Source organism: Sphaerotilus microaerophilus (assembly GCF_023734135.1).
GTDB classification, from domain to species: Bacteria; Pseudomonadota; Gammaproteobacteria; order Burkholderiales; family Burkholderiaceae_C; genus Sphaerotilus; species Sphaerotilus microaerophilus.
In genome coordinates this window covers 635,550-651,083 of the sequence record NZ_AP025730.1, presented here as the reverse complement: position 1 = coordinate 651,083, position 15,534 = coordinate 635,550, and the positions used below count along the sequence as shown (strand labels likewise).

The following is a 15,534-nucleotide window of genomic DNA, read 5'->3' as shown; positions in this document are numbered from 1 at the left end:
TCACACCGGGACTGCGCTGGGGCTGTCGCGGCACACAGACGCCCCCGAGCATCGCCGCCATGGACAGCCACCCCCACCCCACCACCGCCCACAACCCCAGGTCCGCCATGAGCCTCACGCACCCCTTGCAAGCGCCCCTCCCCGTGCCCGCCCGCCGCGGCACTCCGGCCGCAGCGCCCCGCCCTGACGCCGAGTCCGCTGGCGAGCCCCTCACCCTGGCACGCGGCGCCACCTGCACCCGCCGGGCCCGCACCGGCAGCCAACTCCGGGTGGAATCCGGCCGCGCCTGGATCACGGTCAGCGGTGATGCCCGCGACCACTTTCTCACCGCCGGCGAGCACCTGCCCCTGCCGCGTGGCGCCGTGGTGGTGATCGAGGGCGACAGCAGCATGCCGACGCGGGTCTGCTGGCGCTGAGCGTACGGCGCCCCCCCGGGCGCCCCATCCGATCCCCCTGACCCTGGAGGACCGACCGTCCCCGTCCGAACATATCGTGTTTTCGGGAATCTTTGCGCACGTTGTCTTAATCCCTTCGATATCAGGGCAAGCATCCGGACGGAGGATCGCAAGGCAGCCAATGAAGCCGAAAGTCTTAATCCCTTCGATATCAGGGCAAGCATCCGGACGACCCTGATGGATTGCATCGGCATCGTGGCCAGCGTCTTAATCCCTTCGATATCAGGGCAAGCATCCGGACCTTTTACCAGCAAGAAGCAATATCCGACCCCAGTCTTAATCCCTTCGATATCAGGGCAAGCATCCGGACCCCTCGCAGGCCTCAATAACAGGGCCGCCGCAGCGTCTTAATCCCTTCGATATCAGGGCAAGCATCCGGACCGCCCTGGTGCGGCAGCTGCGTGAGGCGACCATGTCTTAATCCCTTCGATATTAATCCGGTAACTCTACAGGGCGCATCAAGCCGCGTAGCGGATCTTCGGATGTCTGAAGTATGAACGAATGTGAACTGGTTTGGCCGCAAGGTCGGTCATGATGCTCTTTACATTGCTTTCCAGCGTTTCTTTGTTTCTTGCCTGAGGTTTCTCTGCAATCCGGTTCTTCAGGTCGCCGTTCAAATACTCGTCCGGATTGAGTTCGGGTGAATACGATGGCAGGAAGAACAACTCGATCTTGTCCTTGTTGTCCTCGACCCATTCCTTGACATCCTTGGCGTGATGCACCTTCAAGTTGTCCAAAATGAGGAAGATTTTCTTGGTACTGCAGCGCGTCAAGCGCCCAAGGAATTCGGTGCATTTGGCTGCATCGAAGGTTTCGCGGTAGAGCATGAAATGCAACTCGCCACGGTTGGAGAATGCGCTGATCATGTTGATGCCAAAGCGCTTGGCGGTCAGCGCCACCGCTGGGGTCTTGCCCACCGGCGCGTAGCTGCGCCCTTGCTGGCTGCGCGAGTTCACGCCAGTCTCGTCGCCCCAGAAGATCTCCGCCTCTTCCTTCGTGGCGCGCTGCTGTATTTCCGGGTAGCTCACCTCCAGCCACTTCTGCACCTCCGCGGGGCGTTGTTCGTAGGCGCGTTTGAGCGGGCGCTGCGGCGTGTAGCCCCAGCGGCTGAGGTACAGGCCAACGGTGCGAATGGGCATGGTCACGCCGGTGACGTCCTGAATCAGGTCGCGCACTGCCTTGCGCGTCCACAGGGCGTAGGGCATCTTCAACTGATCGGGCATTCGATCGGTGATGTACGAGCGAATCTGCGATTCCTGCTCTTGAGTCAATTGCCGGTGCTCGCCCACCGCATAACCCCGTGGCTTGCCGTCGATGGCCGCATCCGTCCCGTCCATCTCGGCTCGCGCCAACCATTTCTGCACCGTTCGAGAGTGAACTCCAACGGCATGCCCTATCTCGACGAAAGTGTATCCCTGCGTCCGCATGTTGAGTGCAACGGTGCGCTTTTCACGCTGGGCGTCGGGTGAAATACTGCGTGCGTCTTGGGGTTTCATGATAAATATAATAACACGCTCTATAGAGTTGCCGAACTAATATCAGGGTAAGCATCCGGACTCACGTTCACGGGTGACCGCTGGGCGGACATGCCGTCTTAATCCCTTCGATATCAGGGCAAGCATCCGGACATCTGCCGGCGAGCCGTTCAAGCTGCACCACTTGTCTTATTAATCCGGCAATTAAACAGGAAAAATTTGCGTATCAAGGAAGTCCTTTGCAATCAAGGACTTGCGGGACCTTTGTGTCGCCTGTTTTATTGCCGGTTTAATAATCCCTTCGATATCAGGGCAAGCATCCGGACCCGAGTGGGCGTATTCGTCCGAGTGAGCCCGGCGTCTTAATCCCTTCGATATCAGGGCAAGCATCCGGACGCCAGGCCTGCCATCCGCCGGGTTACCCGAGTCGTCTTAATCCCTTCGATATCAGGGCAAGCATCCGGACTGATGTTCCTGGCGCCCACGTCGAGTCCCGCCGTCTTAATCCCTTCGATATCAGGGCAAGCATCCGGACGCATCTTGGCCGACCTGTCAGCCTTGGTGGGCCGTCTTAATCCCTTCGATATCAGGGCAAGCATCCGGACTGCGGATCAACCATAAGGTGGAGGCAGTATGAGGTCTTAATCCCTTCGATATCAGGGCAAGCATCCGGACCAACGCAGCCGACAAGGCCAGCAAGGCTGGCACGTCTTAATCCCTTCGATATCAGGGCAAGCATCCGGACACGGTGGGCGTTATCACGGGTTATGCCCGCGGGGTCTTAATCCCTTCGATATCAGGGCAAGCATCCGGACCTTGTGGCCGGTGCTGCCAAGGTGGGCATCCTGTCTTACTAAGAAATAAAGAAATTTAGTTCTAATTGAGTTTGTGTTCATATATAATATGCACCATGAAGCACAAACTGCCTCCCCGTCCTGTTTTTACCTCGCGCCGAATGGAGCAGCAGTGGAATCGAATGCAGGGTGTCAAGATGATGCGGGAAGGGTTTGCTGCGGCGGATGTGGCGCGTTTGTTCGGCGTGACGAGTCGTGCCGTCTACAAATGGGTCGCCGCCTTCAGTGAGGGCGGGCAAAATGCGCTGGCAGCCAAAAGCGGAGCCGGGCGCCCGCTCAAACTCAATGAAGAGCAACTTCGGTGGATTGCCGATACGGTTCGTGACAACACGCCCGACCAACTGAAGTTCGAGTTCGGGCTGTGGACACTTTCCATGATTGGCGCACTCATCGAGCGCCAGTTCGGCATGAAATTGAGCCTGCCTACGCTGAGCAAGGCGATGCGCCTGCTGGGCTTCACTACGCAGCGTCCGGTGCATCGCGCCTATGAACAAGACCCCGTGCTGGTGTCGCAATGGTGGGCGTCTGACTGGCCGCAGCTCCAGGCCACCGCCAAGGTGCTGGGTGCACAGATCCTGTTCGCTGACGAGGCTGGCATGCGCTCGGACTACCACGCCGGTACCACGTGGGCACCCCAGGGACAAACACCTGTGGTGCGCTCGACGGGCAAGCGTGTGTCGGTGCAGATGATTTCTGCGGTCAGTGCCAATGGACAACTGCATTTCATGCTCCACGAGGGACGCACAACGGCCGAGGTCTTCGTGAAGTTCCTGCGCCAATTGATGACCGACCGGACTCAGAAGGTCATTCTCGTCGTCGATGGTCACAGTATTCACAAAGCCGGAATTGTTCAAGAATATGTCAATTCAACCGATGGACTGCTTCGACTCCACTACCTGCCGCCATACTCTCCACAACTCAACCCTGACGAGCAGGTCTGGAAGAACGTCAAGGAGCGAGTATCAAAGCAAAAGCCGACAGACAAAGCCAGCCTGCGCAGTTTGATCGAGCGGGCGCTACTGCGACTACAAGATCTGCCTGCTCTGGTTTCAGGATTTTTTCGCCATCCAGATTGCCCCTACATTTTGTGAATTAAATTATTTTCTGTCTTAGTAATCCCTTCGATATCAGGGCAAGCATCCGGACACAACGGCCGATATTAATCCGGTAACTCTACAGGGCGCATCAAGCCGCGTAGCGGATCTTCGGATGTCTGAAGTATGAACGAATGTGAACTGGTTTGGCCGCAAGGTCGGTCATGATGCTCTTTACATTGCTTTCCAGCGTTTCTTTGTTTCTTGCCTGAGGTTTCTCTGCAATCCGGTTCTTCAGGTCGCCGTTCAAATACTCGTCCGGATTGAGTTCGGGTGAATACGATGGCAGGAAGAACAACTCGATCTTGTCCTTGTTGTCCTCGACCCATTCCTTGACATCCTTGGCGTGATGCACCTTCAAGTTGTCCAAAATGAGGAAGATTTTCTTGGTACTGCAGCGCGTCAAGCGCCCAAGGAATTCGGTGCATTTGGCTGCATCGAAGGTTTCGCGGTAGAGCATGAAATGCAACTCGCCACGGTTGGAGAATGCGCTGATCATGTTGATGCCAAAGCGCTTGGCGGTCAGCGCCACCGCTGGGGTCTTGCCCACCGGCGCGTAGCTGCGCCCTTGCTGGCTGCGCGAGTTCACGCCAGTCTCGTCGCCCCAGAAGATCTCCGCCTCTTCCTTCGTGGCGCGCTGCTGTATTTCCGGGTAGCTCACCTCCAGCCACTTCTGCACCTCCGCGGGGCGTTGTTCGTAGGCGCGTTTGAGCGGGCGCTGCGGCGTGTAGCCCCAGCGGCTGAGGTACAGGCCAACGGTGCGAATGGGCATGGTCACGCCGGTGACGTCCTGAATCAGGTCGCGCACTGCCTTGCGCGTCCACAGTGCGTAGGGCATCTTCAACTGATCGGGCATTCGATCGGTGATGTACGAGCGAATCTGCGATTCCTGCTCTTGAGTCAATTGCCGGTGCTCGCCCACCGCATAACCCCGTGGTTTGCCGTCGATGGCCGCATCCGTCCCGTCCATCTCGGCTCGCGCCAACCATTTCTGCACCGTTCGCGAGTGAACTCCAACGGCATGCCCGATCTCGACGAATGTGTATCCCTGGGTCCGCATGTTGAGTGCAACGGTGCGCTTTTCACGCTGGGCGTCGGGTGAAATACTGCGTGCGTCTTGGGGTTTCATGATAAATATAATAACACGCTCTATAGAGTTGCCGAACTAATACGCCCTGCGTTGGCTGGGCGTCTTAATCCCTTCGATATCAGGGCAAGCATCCGGACTTTCCAGGTTTGACAGACCAGTGACCGCGGGGCGTCTTAATCCCTTCGATATCAGGGCAAGCATCCGGACTTTTGGCCTGCTCTGCGTGGCGTGGCTCTGCGTGTCTTAATCCCTTCGATATCAGGGCAAGCATCCGGACAGCACGATTCAAGATGGCGGGTCGGCGTTCCCGGTCTTAATCCCTTCGATATCAGGGCAAGCATCCGGACCCCCATCGCAGCACACAACAGCCCCGCCGGGGCGTCTTAATCCCTTCGATATCAGGGCAAGCATCCGGACCCGAGTGGGCGTATTCGTCCGAGTGAGCCCGGCGTCTTAATCCCTTCGATATCAGGGCAAGCATCCGGACTGCCAACGCAGCCGACAAGGCCAGCAAGGCTGGTCTTAATCCCTTCGATATCAGGGCAAGCATCCGGACGCTGCAGGTCTATCAGACCAAGCTCTTGGCCTGTCTTAATCCCTTCGATATCAGGGCAAGCATCCGGACCCAGTTCCGGTCGACAGGCACCACCCGTGGCTGCAGTCTTAATCCCTTCGATATCAGGGCAAGCATCCGGACGAAGCCGGGCCGGCTGTACTGCTGCCACGTCAAGTCTTAATCCCTTCGATATCAGGGCAAGCATCCGGACGTCGGCAGCTGCGCCATGCGGTGCGAGACGAGTGTCTTAATCCCTTCGATATCAGGGCAAGCATCCGGACCGGTGCGAGACGAGTTGCTGTGGGTCATTGACCGTCTTAATCCCTTCGATATCAGGGCAAGCATCCGGACCCTGGTCGCGCTCGACGGCCAGTTCGTGGTCATGTCTTAATCCCTTCGATATCAGGGCAAGCATCCGGACGTGTGCGGATGCGACATGCCGGACTGCATCGCCGTCTTAATCCCTTCGATATCAGGGCAAGCATCCGGACCCAGTTTGCGCTGTATGTCAGGCATTCGCCTGCCGTCTTAATCCCTTCGATATCAGGGCAAGCATCCGGACCACGCCCGAGATGTCCGCCGAGTGGAAGCTCTGGGTCTTAATCCCTTCGATATCAGGGCAAGCATCCGGACGGACAGTGTTGCGCCTGGTCTGGGTCGGGCGGTGGTCTTAATCCCTTCGATATCAGGGCAAGCATCCGGACGGCAGCCGAGCTGACCACCGACCTGGCGCCGCTGTCTTAATCCCTTCGATATCAGGGCAAGCATCCGGACGTCGGCGCCCGCCAGGTCGGCTTGCTCACGCGTCTTAATCCCTTCGATATCAGGGCAAGCATCCGGACTCCACACGTCGCTTTCGTCAATGCTGACAAGCAGTTGCGAGGGCACTTGACAGGTTTGGCGGGGCGGCGGGAGCGGCTTCCGGGGGTGCATGGAACGACTCGTTTTCAGCCAGGTCCGGATGGGCGCAGTTTACGCCGGCACGGGGCCAATCGCGCGGGCGCGGCGGCGCAGCGGGGCTGCGGCCGGGGTGTCGAGCAGCACCTCGTCGGGCAGGAGGCTGTGGCCGAGGTGGTGGACCTCGGTGCGCTCGGGCCAGCGGTAGGCGCGCACGTCGTCGCTGTGCACGGCGATCAGTTCCTCCAGCTCGGCCATGAGCTTCTGGATGCGCGCCGCGCTGGCCTGGACGACGAAAACGCTGTACTGCAGCGGCACCCCCTGGGACTTGAGGTGGCGGTGCACCGCCACGCCGCGGCGGCGGTCGGTGATGTCGTAGCACACCACCCAGCGGGCAGGGTCGTGCAGGCTCATGGGTCAGCCCTCCTTTGCAGGGGCCGTGGCCAGGGGGCCGCGGCCGTGATCGGGGTCATCGTGGTCCTGGGCATGTGCCGGCGCCATTGGCAAGTGCGCCTTCATCACAGCGCCAACTCGCGCAGGGCATGCGCGCGCAGGTTGGCCAGGTGCTGGTGCAGGGCGCCCACGCAGGTGCCGCTCCAGCGCTCGAAGATGGCGGCGGCCTCGCGTGGCTGCGCCACGGCCTCGGCGAGCGCACCTGCGCAGAAGTTCATCTCGGCCCAGATCAGGCGCGTGAGGTCGGCCGCCAGCGCCATGGGCTCGCCCGCGCAGCACCAGTAGTGGGCCTGCAGGCCGCATTCGCTCAGGCGGTGGGTGACGAGCCCGGCGGCCATGCCCAGCAGCAGCGGTGGCAAGTGCTCGGGCAGCTGGTCCTGGTAGACCCAGCTGCGCTTGGCCTGCTGCCATTCGGCCTCGCCCACCGGAGTACCCGCGCCGGCACGTTCGCCCTGCCAGCGCTGCAGCACGGCCAGGCGCTGGTGGCGCAACCAGTGGTGGTAGGAGTCGCTCCAGCCAGGCTCATCCCCGGCGAGTGCGTTGAGTGCATCGGCCAGGTCCACCTGCCGGTGCCGGGCAGGCCAGAGGTGGCCACGATCGGCGCCCTGGGCATCGAGCCAGCTGACGGTGATGCCGCGCTGCATGCACAGCGCCAGCGCGGCACCGCTCCAGTCGACCTGGGCGGTGCAGATGACGCGCAGCACGCGGGCCACCGGCACGCGCTGCACGCCCAGATGGGCCTGGGTCGGCCGGCTGACGACCAGGGCCTCGCCGGTGGAGGTGACGCGCAGGGGCTCGGCCGCCGCCAGGTAGAGCGTGCGCGCGTCGGCCGCCCGCTGGGCCGGCTCACGCCGCGGCGGCACGCCATGTGGGCCACCGGCCCCGGAGGGGGCGCTGTGCGAGGGGGTCGCCGGGTCAGGCAGCTGTCGCTTCATGGGGCGTGACTCCAGGGTGGGGCCGTTGTGGGGCGTGCTCAGGCAAGGGCTTCTTCATCGTCCGGATCGGCGTCGACCCAGGCCAGTCCCTCGCCGCGCAGGTGGCGCGCCAGGGTGACGGCGCGCTGCCGCAGCCAGCGCCGCCAGGGGCGCGATTCGCCCGCCCAGGCGGCGTAGAAGCTGGCGCGCCCGGCCTTGCCGAGCAGGCAGGCGCCGCGGTCGTTGCTGAAGTGCTCCTCGCGCAGGCGGCGCTCGCGCAGCAGTTGCCAGGCCCAGACGTCGGCGGCGGCGCGCAGCGGCTCGATCAGGTCGCTGGCCAGGGACTCGCGGCCGAAGGCGGGGCGGTGGTAGAAACCCAGCAGGGGGTCGAGCCCGGCGATGTGGCAGGCCTGCACCGCCTCGACGTGCAGCAGGGTGTAGGCCAGCGAGAGGCAGACGTTGGCGGGGTCGCGCGGCGGGCGGCGGTTGCGCCCGGCAAAGCCGAGCGCCGGGGGCAGCACCGCCGCCAGGCCGGCGAAGTGGGCACGGGCGGCGGCGCCTTCCAGGCCGCGCAGGGCGGGGATGTCGAGCGGGGCGGGGATGTCGAGCGGGGCGGCGCCCGCATCGGCCGGGGCAGGCGCTTCATCGGCGTCCCCGGCGGCATCGGCGAGCCGGCCCAGGGCGGCGTCCACCGAGGCGAGCGCGTCGGTCAGCGGCTTGCGCGCATCCGGGCGGGCGGCCAGCCAGGTGCGCAGGGCGCGGCGCTGGCGCAGCAGCTTGGCGCGCACGATCTGCCGGCTCCACTGCAGGCACCAGCCGGCATCGCCGACGCGGTGGGCCTGGGCCAGGCGCACCGCGGCGTCGTTGTGGGCCGGGCCGAGCACGGTGGCCACGCGCCGCCCGGCGCGCGGGCTGAACAGCACGGTGGTGACGCCGGCCTCGGCCAGCTTGAGCAGCACGCCGGAGTCGAGCCGGGTCTGCGCGCCCTGGATGATGCAGCGCTCCAGCAGCGCCAGGGGCACGCTGCCGCGGCGCTCGCCGGCTTCGTAGAGGGCCAGGGCGTTGCCATCGCTGCGCACTTCGAGGCCGGCACGGTCAAGCAGGAGGGTGGACATGGTGGGCGGTGCTCCGAGGGTGCCGATGTCAGCCGACGTAGAAGTAGTCCGGGTCGGCGGCCACCTGGCCACGGCCGATCACCCGGGTCTGGCTGCGCGGGTCCAGCCGCAGCAGCAGGAAGCGGTCCCCGTCGTCGAGGATGTAGGCCATGTCGGCCAGCACGCTGCGCTTGTCACCCTCGGTGAGCCAGACCTCGTGCACCGACTTCTGTCCACCGGTGGCGTAGGCACGCAGCAGCTTCAAGGCACCGATGCGCCGTCGGTCGTCGCTGATGTCGTAGGCGGCGAGGTAGAGCTGGCGGGAGAGGCTGGCCATGGCGTCACGGTGGGGTGTGACGCCATTGTTCGGCGCGCTGGGGCCGCGCGGGGGAAACGGCAAGCTTGCGGGGGGTGGTGGGCTTACGATGGCCCCGATGCAATGGACCCTGGAGGCCGACCGCAATGACTCGACACCTCGACGATGCAGCCCAGCAGAAGCCCGCGCCATCGCATGGCGACGGTCATTCAGCCGCGCACGAGGCGGCCCTTGGTGCGCCATGCCGTCGTCCCGGCGCGCTGAAGGGACTTGGGCAACTGGACGAGGGGTTCTTTGATCCTCTGACGGAAGAGGAGCAGGCGGCTTGGGAGGGCGGGCTGGAGCCTGGGGCCGCGGCGGCTGTGGTGAGTCGCGGTTTGTCCCCTTCCGGCAACGCCCCGACGGATGCAAGAGTCAGCGGGGAGACCAACTCATGATGCGGCGAAAGGCTGATTTCAGCTTGTCGCGTGAGTTCAGGGCATCTTCAGCCTTCTCGGTGGCGGCTTGGTCGCCATGGGCCATGGCATTGCGTAGGTCGGACAGCTCGGCGTACTCGGATTGACTGCGCAGCGACTCGTGGGCGCTGTCTCGCGAAGTCCGCCAATCGACATCTTTGCCGTGCGCAGAGAGTTGAGCAGACTTGAGCGACTCCTGAAGAAAGACAGCGGCCCGCAAGAAGTCCTGGCGCTGCAGGTAGGCCGACGCAAGATCCTTCTCCTGCGCCGCACGACCCTTGCTTCGGATCCAGCCGATTCTGCGCAGCAGTTCGGCTCGGAACAGTCGCCCCAACGGACCCGGGTGGGCTTCAACCGACGTGGCCACTGAGCTCAGTTCATCGAAGGCGCGCTTGGCATTGCTGGTGCGCTCAAAGAAGGCCGCCTGCGCCAGTTGATCGGCCCGCGCCCGGTCCATGCCGTCCGCGTGCAGCAGCGGCGCAAACACCCCGTAGTCCCCGTCCTTGTCATAGGTGGCCAATGCGTCGACCCAATCGAGCATCGTGAGCATGCCTTTGAGCCGCAGCACAGGCGTCTCGCCGGTGGCGGCATCGGTCATATCCAGAGCGCCGTAGTAAATGTCGTTCACCTGCACGCCCCGCATCCTGCGGAGGTATCGGGCAGCCACGAGCGCCAGCATCGGCAGATGCCGGAACGAGTGCGTGACGTCCAGCACCACATGCTCACCGTCACTCACCACGCCAGCCAAGCGCAGCAGCAGATCGGCTTGTTCATCGTCGGACTTGGCATAGCCGATCAGGAGACATTGCACCTGGATGCCTAGACGAGCAGACAGCCGCTCGGCGTGTCCCTCAAGCATCGCGGCGGTCACGGCGCCTTCGGCTGCGGCCCGATCCAGCCGATCGAGATCCTCGATATCGTCGCCATCCCCGCGGTCAAGAAAGAAAGCATTCCACATGCTGCCCGCCGTCCCGACGAGGACAAGGCGCTGTGCATTCAGGTGCTCCTTCAGCGCCATCCCGAAGTAGGGCTCTTCCCGCACCACACCGGTATCGAAACAGTAGCGGGCCTTGCGATAGCCGCCGGTTTGGCTCTTGCCGAGGAAACTGATCAGTGTGGTCATGAAGTCACTCCCTGTAGTGAACTGGACGCACGGGGGTTGCAGTCCAGTCAGGCCACCGGCCGGATGAACTCGATGGTCACGCCGACCTCTGCCTTCAGCCAGGCCCGATCGGCGGTCAGCACGGGCAGGCCCAAGCCCCGCGCCAGCGCCAGGCAAGCGCGATCTCCCAATGACAGGCCCATAGGCCGCGTCGCTGCACGCAGGCGTGCGGACTCCACGGCTTCGGATGCATCCGCGGGCAGCACGATCAGTTCCAGTTCCTGCACCAGCGCCAACCCGTCCCCCACTGGCAGACCGGCGTCGCTGAACTTGGCCAGCAACTCGGCCAGGTTCACGGCACTGATGCGACAGCCTCCTGCGGTGAGCGCGCGCTGAACGGCAGCGTCCCCCGGCTCCTTCCACAGCCAAGCCAGCAGCGCAGAGGTGTCGAGCACGCAGCCGGGTGAGGCAACGGTGGCCACGCTCAGACCTCGGACGAAGCGCGGCGCTCGTTGATCAGCTCCTCCGCCAGCGAACGGCCAGGCTGGATCGGCAGGCGCTGCAGGAAGGCCTCCCGGGCACGCAGCAGGCGCTGTGCCTTGCTCATCAGCCGCACCTCGCCGCTGCCGACCAGCTCGAAGCAGACCATTTCGCCGTCGGTCAGTCGGAGTTCACGGCGAATTTCAGCCGGAATGACAACCCTGCCACCCTCTGACACCTTCATCTCGATCATTCAAAATCTCCACATCAACAGATGTCCGCCAGATTACGCCGATTCGGGCCGATTTGCCATCAAGTGAGATCCAACCCTGCACCAGATTCAGATTCCACCCAAAACTCCTCCAGCCGCGCCCCCGCCCGCTCCAGCTCATCGGCCGTCAGTTCCCTCCCGCGCAACTCCACGGGCAGGTCCAGGCTCAGATGCAGGTAACGCCCGCCGCGCGCGCAGACCTGCGCAGCCAGGTGGATGGGCAGGGTGCCGATGACGGTGTCGCCCGGCTGCACTTGCGCCACCTCCAGGTGCGCCAGCCATTGGTCCACGGCCAAGCCTTGGCGGCGCGCCCATTCGACGGCACCGGGGTGGCGGGAGAGGAAGAAGGTGGCCATCAAGCCCCCGCCTCCAGCGTGTAGCCACCCATCCCCATCGTCGCGTTCTTGCCCAGGTGCAACCACTGGCCCAGCCAGAGCCAGGGCCACAGCTGGGCAAGGACGGCGCAGTCGCCGGTGAGCGTCCAGCGGCCGAGCACGCCGCCCAGGGTCATCTCCTGGCGCTGGCGGGCCGAGTAGCGCGTCCAGTCTTTCCAGTGCAGGGCACTGCGGTCGTCGCACAGGCCCGCTTCGGCCGCCGCCAGCAGGGCGGGTGCATCGAAGGGTGCCGGGCGGATGCCGCAGTGCAGGTCCAGCACCAGGTTCAGCCGGCGCAGCAGCTGGGCGAGCAGGGTGCGCAGGCTCAGCTCACGCGGCCCCAGAGCGTGGCCGTCGTGCTGAAGACGCAGAGGGGTGTGGATCTGCAGGGTCAGGCGGTTCAGCTCCGCCGGCGCCCCATTCGGCAACCGCAGCGCCGTCTGTTCCAACTGCTGCGGGTGAACACGGGCGCCGTCGGCGTCCCAGACGGGAAGCAGCTCGTCACCGCCCGCCGCTGTGGGCAGGACGGCCGCCACCTCAACCAGCTCGCTGGCTATGCGCTCGCGCCCCAGCCCGTGGCGCAGTGCGCGCTGCCAGGCGTGCACGATCAGCGGCAGTTGGCGCAGCCTGGAATCACCGAAGAGCACCAGGTGGAACACCAGCGGCTGCCCGGCCGCCACGCGGCGCAGGCCGATCGGCGGCGGCTCGATCACGTAGGGGTTGGGCACGGCGCTGAACTGCTGGCCGAACTGGGTGGGCGCCGGCGGCGTCTCGAACACCGCCGGGTAGGGGCAACTGCGCCACAGCGCACAGTCGCGGCACTGCGGCAGGCCGGTCATGCAGGCGCTGCGGCGCAGGGCGGCACCGAAGGCGCCGCGCAGCAGCGAGCCGGCGTAGTCGGGCAACGGCAGGTCGGCCTGGGCGATGGCGGTCAGGCGCAGGCGGGTGAGGGGCAGGTTGAGCAGCTCGGATGGAGAGTTGTTCCCACATGCCGGAATGATCGTCTGGGTCACAAAAGCGTACCTTGGATGCTCAGGCGCAAAGCTGGGCCAGCTGCAACTTTTTGCGCTCGTCTTTCCAGTTGTCAATCTGCACGGCCTTGGGCAGTTCCTGGGTCAACATGTCGGCCAGGACCGATCGCTCTGTCAGTGGCCAGCCCTCGGCAAGGGCTCGCTTGACCAGGGCGCGCGTGCGGGCATGCAGTTCCGTGTTGGCCTTGACCTTGCCGCCGCGCAGCGCCACGACGCTGGCCCGCAGGGCCTCGGCCAGCGCTTCGACATCCTGCCGGTTCGGTGTGAGCTGGAGACGTGCCGCCTCCTTCTCGGCCGCGATCCGGGCCGCTTCGGCCTTCTCCGCCTCGCGAGCGGCCTGCTCCTGTGCTGCCCGTGCAGCCTCGGCTTCGGCTTGCGCGCGTGCCCCGTCCAGCTTTGCCTGGATGGCCCCGAGGTCGGGTTTGGGCTGCCGATCACACCATTCGCGCAGGGCGGGGATTTCCGGGGCATCGGCGTGTTCGACCAGCAGCCAGCCGAAGGGCAGCAAGTCGCCACGGGTGATGTTCTCTCGCTCGGCGGCAAGCCAGATGGTGGTCGCCTCGTCCATGTCCTTGTATTGATTCCGTCCCCGCTCGTCCTTCCCTTGCATGACACTGATCCGGCGCACGCCGTCCAGAGTCACCGCCTCCGCGCCGCTGTGGCGCCCGACACGCAGCAGAAAGGCGTCGCCGCGCTCGAACGCAGGACGCAACGCCGCCAGCAACCGACGCACACCCGTGCACCATTCAGGACTGGCAAAGCCGCGCTGCTCCAGCAGGGCGAGCAGCTTTGCCAGCCGCTGAACGTAGTAGCGGTTGCAGGCCGCGGCCAGCGCCTTCGGCTCGATGCGCTGACCTGGAACCTTGTCACTTCGGCCCTGTCCGGGCAGCAGATCCAGGCGCAGATCGCCGGTCAGGGCAGCGTACTGGCCGCCGACGATGGTCTCGCGCCGCGTCGCCAGCCCCTGTCCCTGTCGTTCGACGCCGTCCTTGTCGAGCACTCTTTTCTTCTTGTGATTGGTGCTGAAGTAGACCTTGCTGAGCACCTGCTCGCCGCCGGCATCGGCCACATCGACCAGCCGGAACGGGTCGGTGTGGAAGCTGCCATCGAGGAGGCGTTGCTCCATCTGCTGGGCCTTCTCGTAAGCGTCACGCCGCGCTCTGCCGTCATTGATCTGATCCAGCCACGCCGTGCGCATCGCCCCCTTCAGGCTGGAGCCGGGCAGGTACGGTGCACCGCTGTGCGGGTGGTGCATCGTGCGTTCGACCTCCAGCAGGTTGATGACATTGCGGCCATTGGCCTCGCGCTGGGCGATCTGCCGGATGCGCCGGCCATGCTGCTCGGCCACGCCGGCAGCCACGGCCACCACCTGCCGGGCATGCGCCGCGTAGGTATCGCGACGGTCGTGGAAGAAGCCCTGGATGCAACTCAGCGCCGCACGCTTGTCGTTCGCCGCGTCGATCAGCGCCTTGCGGTCCTGCGGCTTCAGCGGCACCTGCGCCGGATCGAAGTGATACAGCACCCCCTCGTCGATGACGTAGTTGGTCGGCTCGAAGTCGATACCGCAGCCGATGTGGATCGGCGTGAGCGGCGTCAGCCGCAGGGCCTGGGTGGTGAAGAAGCGAGTCAGGGTCGGATTCGAGCTCATGCGGCCTCCTTCAGCTCGGGCAGCGCCAGCGGCAGCACGGGCGCGTAACCCTGGTGCACCGTCGCGGGCTCGGCCGCCGAAATCGGCTGCGCCACCCCGCCGAGGCCCTGGCCGTGAAAGGCCGGGCATTCGTTCGACGGGTGGCGCCAGGCCAGCACCGCCGCGCTGCGCAGCAGCAGCAACGGGCGCTTGAACGGCCGGCCCGTCAGCACATGCAGGCTGCCGTGGCGGCCGAAGCGGGTAACGGGCTGGTAGTGGCAGTCGTCGGCGTCCAGATCGGCCGGCACCGGTGCGCAGGGCGCCAGCGTGAGTGCGTGGCGCGCCCCCGGCGGAGTCGGCCATGAGTGCGCAGCAGCCTCGCCGACCAGGGTGAATTTGCCCAGCCCGGTGGAGGCGTCCCGGCCGAAGCCATTGACGCCGATGTCGGCCAGCGCCTGCACGAAGGACGGCAGCGGCAGCCGATCGGTGTCCAGCACCGCATAGACCTCCAGCGCGGCTCCGGGCGCGTGCACCAGGGTATCGACCTGGCGCGGCGCAAAGACACCGGTGCCGGTGGTACCCGTCAGGCGGTGGATGGTGTTCTGGGTGCGGACCTCGGTTTGCACCGACCGGGCCTTGTCCAGCCCGACCCGCACCCAGTCCACCATCGGCCGCGCAGCCTGCTCGGCCGGCAGCCAGGCCAGTTGTTTGTCGGCCTTGCGCTGTTTCGGATCGACCTTGGGATCGCCAGCACGCTGCAGACGGCTCGCCGGCAGGTTCGGCCGTGGCAGCAGCCCGGCTGGAAGCGCATCGGACAGCACGGCGAACGGCTGACCGCGGGTGTAGCCCTCGAGCAGCTTGATCAGGCCGGCCTCCCCCTGCCGCCAGCGCAGCGCCCAGCACAGGTGGCCGAACAGCGTGTCGCCGGCCAGCGGCGTGCCGAAGGCCGACTCGGGCCGCAGCGTCAGCTTGAAGGTGCGCATCGGCATCGCAGGC

The 15,534-nt window shown here is 64.9% G+C and carries 15 protein-coding genes and 3 CRISPR repeat arrays; of the genes, 2 read left to right on the top strand and 13 right to left on the bottom strand.

Going from position 1 to position 15,534, the window contains the following annotated elements; all coding sequences use genetic code 11:
• Positions 1-59: 59 nt before the first annotated feature.
• On the top strand, positions 60-416 hold the full coding sequence (locus NGK70_RS02905; protein ID WP_251971882.1) for a DUF2917 domain-containing protein: 357 nt from the start codon (positions 60-62) through the stop codon (positions 414-416).
• Between the two features lie 103 nt (positions 417-519).
• Positions 520-836: a CRISPR direct-repeat array (repeat unit 37 nt; unit sequence GTCTTAATCCCTTCGATATCAGGGCAAGCATCCGGAC).
• A gap of 77 nt (positions 837-913) precedes the next feature.
• On the opposite strand, the gene NGK70_RS02900 is transcribed toward NGK70_RS02905, so the two are convergent.
• Positions 914-1,951 carry an IS630 family transposase gene (locus NGK70_RS02900; protein WP_251971881.1) on the bottom strand — a complete coding sequence of 346 codons (1,038 nt, stop codon included), beginning with the start codon at positions 1,949-1,951 and terminating at the stop codon, positions 914-916.
• A 267-nt stretch (positions 1,952-2,218) separates the two neighbouring features.
• Positions 2,219-2,745: a CRISPR direct-repeat array (repeat unit 37 nt; unit sequence GTCTTAATCCCTTCGATATCAGGGCAAGCATCCGGAC).
• A 140-nt stretch (positions 2,746-2,885) separates the two neighbouring features.
• Here NGK70_RS02900 and NGK70_RS02895 point away from each other — a divergent pair.
• Positions 2,886-3,875 carry an IS630 family transposase gene (locus tag NGK70_RS02895; protein ID WP_251973654.1) on the top strand — a complete coding sequence of 330 codons (990 nt, stop codon included), beginning with the start codon at positions 2,886-2,888 and terminating at the stop codon, positions 3,873-3,875.
• 94 nt (positions 3,876-3,969) lie between these two features.
• Here NGK70_RS02895 and NGK70_RS02890 read toward each other — a convergent pair whose 3' ends face one another.
• The 12 genes from NGK70_RS02890 to csm4 all read right to left on the bottom strand — a co-directional run bounded on the left by NGK70_RS02890 (position 3,970) and on the right by csm4 (position 15,527).
• The gene (locus NGK70_RS02890; RefSeq protein ID WP_251971881.1) at positions 3,970-5,007 is read right to left on the bottom strand and encodes an IS630 family transposase; all 1,038 of its coding nucleotides are present in this window, start codon (positions 5,005-5,007) and stop codon (positions 3,970-3,972) included.
• A gap of 61 nt (positions 5,008-5,068) precedes the next feature.
• A CRISPR array of direct repeats spans positions 5,069-6,366; the repeat unit is 37 nt; unit sequence GTCTTAATCCCTTCGATATCAGGGCAAGCATCCGGAC.
• 130 nt (positions 6,367-6,496) lie between these two features.
• Entirely contained in the window at positions 6,497-6,835 is a 339-nt protein-coding gene (gene cas2, locus NGK70_RS02885; RefSeq protein WP_251971880.1) for a CRISPR-associated endonuclease Cas2, read from the bottom strand.
• 104 nt (positions 6,836-6,939) lie between these two features.
• On the bottom strand, positions 6,940-7,809 hold the full coding sequence (locus NGK70_RS02880; RefSeq protein ID WP_251971879.1) for a CRISPR-associated endonuclease Cas1: 870 nt from the start codon (positions 7,807-7,809) through the stop codon (positions 6,940-6,942).
• A gap of 38 nt (positions 7,810-7,847) precedes the next feature.
• A complete protein-coding gene (cas1, locus tag NGK70_RS02875; protein ID WP_251971878.1) occupies positions 7,848-8,903 on the bottom strand; it encodes a CRISPR-associated endonuclease Cas1 in 1,056 nt (351 codons plus the stop codon).
• Between the two features lie 28 nt (positions 8,904-8,931).
• Positions 8,932-9,219 (bottom strand): CRISPR-associated endonuclease Cas2, encoded by a 288-nt coding sequence (locus NGK70_RS02870; RefSeq protein ID WP_251971877.1) that lies wholly within the window; start codon positions 9,217-9,219, stop codon positions 8,932-8,934.
• Between the two features lie 393 nt (positions 9,220-9,612).
• Complete coding sequence (gene csx2, locus NGK70_RS02865) at positions 9,613-10,776, bottom strand: TIGR02221 family CRISPR-associated protein (RefSeq protein WP_251971876.1); 1,164 nt, start codon at positions 10,774-10,776, stop codon at positions 9,613-9,615.
• Between the two features lie 47 nt (positions 10,777-10,823).
• The gene (locus NGK70_RS02860; RefSeq protein WP_251971875.1) at positions 10,824-11,237 is read right to left on the bottom strand and encodes a type II toxin-antitoxin system VapC family toxin; all 414 of its coding nucleotides are present in this window, start codon (positions 11,235-11,237) and stop codon (positions 10,824-10,826) included.
• Positions 11,238-11,239: 2 nt separating this feature from the next.
• Entirely contained in the window at positions 11,240-11,488 is a 249-nt protein-coding gene (locus tag NGK70_RS02855; RefSeq protein WP_251971874.1) for an AbrB/MazE/SpoVT family DNA-binding domain-containing protein, read from the bottom strand.
• A gap of 59 nt (positions 11,489-11,547) precedes the next feature.
• Positions 11,548-11,862, bottom strand: a complete 315-nt coding sequence (gene csx16 / locus NGK70_RS02850; protein ID WP_251971873.1) for a CRISPR-associated protein Csx16 — start codon at positions 11,860-11,862, stop codon at positions 11,548-11,550.
• Positions 11,862-12,893 carry a CRISPR system precrRNA processing endoribonuclease RAMP protein Cas6 gene (gene cas6 / locus NGK70_RS02845; RefSeq protein ID WP_251971872.1) on the bottom strand — a complete coding sequence of 344 codons (1,032 nt, stop codon included), beginning with the start codon at positions 12,891-12,893 and terminating at the stop codon, positions 11,862-11,864. The genes csx16 and cas6 overlap by 1 nt, the downstream gene beginning before the upstream one ends.
• 19 nt (positions 12,894-12,912) lie before the next feature.
• Positions 12,913-14,559: an RAMP superfamily CRISPR-associated protein gene (locus NGK70_RS02840; RefSeq protein WP_251971871.1), complete on the bottom strand. Its 1,647-nt coding sequence runs from the start codon at positions 14,557-14,559 to the stop codon at positions 12,913-12,915.
• Positions 14,556-15,527: a type III-A CRISPR-associated RAMP protein Csm4 gene (gene csm4 / locus NGK70_RS02835; RefSeq protein WP_251971870.1), complete on the bottom strand. Its 972-nt coding sequence runs from the start codon at positions 15,525-15,527 to the stop codon at positions 14,556-14,558. The genes NGK70_RS02840 and csm4 overlap by 4 nt, the downstream gene beginning before the upstream one ends.
• Positions 15,528-15,534: the final 7 nt, after the last annotated feature.

Coding starts and splice junctions, on each gene's coding strand:
- NGK70_RS02880 (WP_251971879.1), bottom strand. CDS start 7,809: ATGAAGCGACAGCTGCCTGACCCGGCGACCCCCTCGCACAGCGCCCCC.
- NGK70_RS02890 (WP_251971881.1), bottom strand. CDS start 5,007: ATGAAACCCCAAGACGCACGCAGTATTTCACCCGACGCCCAGCGTGAA.
- NGK70_RS02905 (WP_251971882.1), top strand. CDS start 60: ATGGACAGCCACCCCCACCCCACCACCGCCCACAACCCCAGGTCCGCC.
- NGK70_RS02870 (WP_251971877.1), bottom strand. CDS start 9,219: ATGGCCAGCCTCTCCCGCCAGCTCTACCTCGCCGCCTACGACATCAGC.
- NGK70_RS02855 (WP_251971874.1), bottom strand. CDS start 11,488: ATGATCGAGATGAAGGTGTCAGAGGGTGGCAGGGTTGTCATTCCGGCT.
- cas1 (WP_251971878.1), bottom strand. CDS start 8,903: ATGTCCACCCTCCTGCTTGACCGTGCCGGCCTCGAAGTGCGCAGCGAT.
- NGK70_RS02840 (WP_251971871.1), bottom strand. CDS start 14,559: ATGAGCTCGAATCCGACCCTGACTCGCTTCTTCACCACCCAGGCCCTG.
- csm4 (WP_251971870.1), bottom strand. CDS start 15,527: ATGCCGATGCGCACCTTCAAGCTGACGCTGCGGCCCGAGTCGGCCTTC.
- csx16 (WP_251971873.1), bottom strand. CDS start 11,862: ATGGCCACCTTCTTCCTCTCCCGCCACCCCGGTGCCGTCGAATGGGCG.
- NGK70_RS02895 (WP_251973654.1), top strand. CDS start 2,886: ATGGAGCAGCAGTGGAATCGAATGCAGGGTGTCAAGATGATGCGGGAA.
- csx2 (WP_251971876.1), bottom strand. CDS start 10,776: ATGACCACACTGATCAGTTTCCTCGGCAAGAGCCAAACCGGCGGCTAT.
- cas2 (WP_251971880.1), bottom strand. CDS start 6,835: ATGAGCCTGCACGACCCTGCCCGCTGGGTGGTGTGCTACGACATCACC.
- NGK70_RS02900 (WP_251971881.1), bottom strand. CDS start 1,951: ATGAAACCCCAAGACGCACGCAGTATTTCACCCGACGCCCAGCGTGAA.